The 1,067-nt window shown below is 26.3% G+C and carries 1 protein-coding gene; it reads left to right on the forward strand.

Going from position 1 to position 1,067, the window contains the following annotated elements; translation table 11 throughout:
- Positions 1–890 (forward strand): hypothetical protein (locus tag EG240_RS16620; RefSeq protein ID WP_158612049.1); only part of this gene is annotated, 890 nt, incomplete at its 5' end.
- Positions 891–1,067: the final 177 nt, after the last annotated feature.

Genomic DNA, 1,067 nt, shown 5'->3' on the forward strand with positions numbered 1-1,067 from the left:
ATAATGTCGTAATTGATTATGTTGGATACGTAACTTATTTAATTCCAAAAGAAGATTTAAATACCCCTAATCTTACAATTTACTTAAAACCAAGCGATGAAAACCTGGCTGAAATGATTATTCATAAGTCGCCCTTTTCTCGTAAAGAAATGATGGAATGTTTCAAGAAGTATTTTCTTGGAACTACACCAAATGGTAAAGGTTGTAAAATTCTTAATGAAGATGATATTGTTTTATATTATGATTTAAGAACATTTACTTTACGAGCAGAAGCTTCAGAACCTATAGTAATTGAAAATAAAAATTTAGGTTATCGTGTCAATTTTTATCTTACAGATTTTAATGCAAATTTTCAAATGAAATCATTAGTTCATTATGCTTATTTGAATAGTAGTTTCAATGGTTATACTTACTTTGAAGATATAAGTAAGGATTCTAAAAATATAAAAGAGCATCTTTTTTTAACTTATAAAAAGGGCGTTCCTTATATGTTGAAAGCATTAGCAACCGATAAATTAAAAGAAGAAGGTTATGGCTTTTATGTTAATAAATTTCCGGTCGATGAGAAAAGCTATTTTGCAGTAACTGAGTTAGATAATGGTTATATTATAAATTTACTTAAACGACCGACGATTAAACGTAAAAAAGTTAAATCATTGAGTAGTTTTGGTCGAGAAATGACTGATGATGATTTTGAAATGGTAGATGAATTTACAGATTTAATATTATTAAATAAGAATAATAATAATCAAACCATATTTGTATTTGTTGATGATGAAATCACAATTGATTTAAATGGAAATTTATTAAACACAAATGGATTGTATTTTGGAGGTCATCACGGAAATTTAAAATTAGGTGATATGCTACCGGTTGATTATCAGTATTAAAATATTATGATAACTATTGTTCATCAGATTTTTTTTGTATTTTTAAATTAAAACCATTTGATATGCAGAAACTTATACTTGTTTTTTTTACTTTGTTTATTTTCCAGATGAATGCTCAAGTTTTGAATGGAAAAATTATTGATTCTAATACAAAGCTACCTTTAGAAAGCGCTTCTG

Origin of the sequence: Paenimyroides tangerinum (genome assembly GCF_003865405.1) — a bacterium.
Classification (GTDB): domain Bacteria; phylum Bacteroidota; class Bacteroidia; order Flavobacteriales; family Flavobacteriaceae; genus Flavobacterium; species Flavobacterium tangerinum.